Raw genomic sequence first — 2,405 nt, 5'->3', positions numbered from 1 at the left:
CAGGCGGCGCAAGTCGGTTCGTCGATGAATCAGGTCAAGGGGGCGATCAAGCAGGTGTCGGATCTGGTCGAGGAAATTGCCGCGGCGTCGGTGGAGCACAGCCGAGGCATCGAGCAGATCGGCCAGGCGGTTTCGCAAATGGACGAAGTGACGCAGCAAAATGCGGCGCTGGTTGAAGAAGCCGCGGCGGCTGCGAAATCGCTCGAGGATCAGGCCGGTACGTTGCGTACGGCCGTCGGGACGTTCAAGCTGTCAGACACGGTGGACATGGCCATCCCCACGCGCGCGGCGGTTGCGCCGAAACGGCCCACGGTTGCTGCACGTCCGGTTCGGACGACGGTACCTGCCAAGGCGAACGTGCCTGCCGTTCGCGCGAAGGCGCAGCCTGCCCGAGTCGAGCCTCGTGCGGTGAAGCCTGAGCATTCGACGGTGACAGCCGACGACAAGAGCTGGGAGACGTTCTGATCGCGCGGCGCCCTTCGCCGGATGAGTTCGGCGAAGGGCATTGGCGCAGGCGGCTCATTTCGGTGCATTGGCGACAGGCAGCACCGATTGCCGGGAAATGTGCTTAAGGCGAAACGCGGGCTAAAGCCCGCGACGCTGGCGAAGCGGCACCTTTTAAGCCAAATTCCCCTGACACAAATACTTGATCGACAGATAATCGTCGAGCCCGTATTTGGAACCTTCCCTCCCGTATCCCGATTCCTTTACGCCGCCGAACGGTGCGGCTTCGCTCGATACCGCGCCTTCGTTGATGCCGACAAGACCGGCTTCGAGTGCGCGCGACACGCGCTCGATCCGTTTCATGTCGTTGCTATAGAAATACGATGCCAGCCCAAACGGCGTGGCATTCGCGGCATCGATCGCCTCGCGTTCATCGTCGAAGCGAAATAGCGGAGCCACAGGGCCAAAGGTTTCTTCATCGCAGAGCAACATACTGCGATTTGCGTCGGCCAATACCGTCGGCGCATAGAAGTTGGGGCCGAGTTCGGTAAGACGCTTACCCCCGGTCAAAACGCGAGCACCGTGCATCAGTGCATCGTCGACATGTCTCGCGATCTTATCCACCGCGCGCGCATTGATCATCGGGCCGATCTGCGTCGCCGCATCGCTGGCCGGGCCCACTTTCATCGCGCCCACTCGCTCGGCAAGCAAAGCGGCAAATCGCTCATACACGCCCGCTTGCACATAAACGCGATTCGGGCACACGCACGTTTGGCCGCCGTTGCGAAACTTCGAGACGATCAATCCTTGCACCGCGGCTTCGAGATCCGCATCATCAAATACGATAAACGGTGCATTGCCGCCCAATTCGAGCGAAAGCTTCTTGAGTGTATCGGCCGATTCACGCGCCAAATGCTTGCCGACAGCCGTCGATCCCGTGAACGTGATCTTGCGCACCCGTGAGTCGTGCAGCCAATCGGCGACGGCCTCCACACCGCGTCCACGCGAAGCCGTAATCAGATTCAACACCCCGGCTGGCACGCCGGCTTCCTGCGCAAGCAGCACGAGCGCCGAGGCCGTCAGCGGCGTGTCTTCCGCCGGCTTGCCGATCACCGTACAGCCCGCGGCCAACGCCGGTGCGATCTTGCGGGCGATCATCGCGAGCGGAAAATTCCACGGCGTAATGGCCGCCACGATCCCGATCGGCTCCTTCACCGCACTCATGCGCTTGCCGCGCTGCTGCTGGGGAATCAAATCCCCATAGATGCGCGTGGCTTCCTCGGCGAACCAGGCGACATACGACGCACCGTAGGCGACTTCGCCGCGCCCCTCGGCCAACGGCTTGCCTTGCTCGCGCGAGATCAAGGCGCCGAGCGCGTCCTGATTCGCAAGGATGAGCGCATGCCAGCGCCGCAGGATCTCGGCACGCTCCTTGGGCAGCGTGTCACGCCAGGCGGGCAGGGCGGCGGCAGCGGCATCGGTGGCCGCGCGCGCATCGGCGGCATGGCTGTCGGCCACTTCGGCGATCAGCGTGCCGTCGGCGGGATTCGTCACGGCGAACCGTGCGCCGTCGGCGGCTGGCATCCAACGGCCGCCGATGAAGTTTTCCGTACGTATCAATGCTTCGGGCTCAAACTTAAGCGTCATGTCCATGCTCCTCTCATTCCTCTAACGCGTTTCGGTACGTGAGTGCGTCAGCCCCGCATCGCGGCCGCACAAGGGCGAGCGTGGAAGCGGTACGGCGGCCAACGTCGAAACCTAAAGCGCAGCCACGCGAGCGGCGATCGCCGCGCCCACTTCCTCTGTCTTGGCCGTGCCGCCCAGATCGCCGGTGCGCGGGCCTTCTTTGAGCGTCGCCTCGATTGCCGCGAGAATCGCGTCGTGCGCCTCGCGCTCCTTGCCGCTTTGGTGCCCGAGGAAGTCGAGCATCATCGCGGCGGACCAGATCATCGCGATCGGAT

2 protein-coding genes and 1 pseudogene are annotated in these 2,405 nt (G+C 63.4%); 1 reads left to right on the top strand and 2 read right to left on the bottom strand.

Going from position 1 to position 2,405, the window contains the following annotated elements:
* Nucleotides 1-465, top strand: a pseudogene (locus tag ACTHL0_RS20280) (methyl-accepting chemotaxis protein); the annotation flags it as partial.
* 153 nt (nucleotides 466-618) lie between these two features.
* Here ACTHL0_RS20280 and ACTHL0_RS20275 read toward each other — a convergent pair.
* Nucleotides 619-2,091, bottom strand: coding sequence for an NAD-dependent succinate-semialdehyde dehydrogenase (locus ACTHL0_RS20275; protein WP_440568674.1), 1,473 nt, complete (start codon nucleotides 2,089-2,091; stop codon nucleotides 619-621).
* A 111-nt stretch (nucleotides 2,092-2,202) separates the two neighbouring features.
* On the bottom strand, nucleotides 2,203-2,405 hold a 203-nt coding region (locus ACTHL0_RS20270; protein WP_440568673.1), incomplete at its 5' end, for an isocitrate/isopropylmalate family dehydrogenase.

Origin of the sequence: Trinickia sp. (genome assembly GCF_051961175.1) — a bacterium.
Classification (GTDB): Bacteria; Pseudomonadota; Gammaproteobacteria; order Burkholderiales; family Burkholderiaceae; genus Trinickia.
This window is presented reverse-complemented; position numbering and strand designations above follow the sequence as displayed.

Bases quoted from the DNA above. Each gene is read 5' to 3' on its own strand.
- ACTHL0_RS20275 (WP_440568674.1), bottom strand. From the start codon at position 2,091: ATGACGCTTAAGTTTGAGCCCGAAGCATTGATACGTACGGAAAACTTC.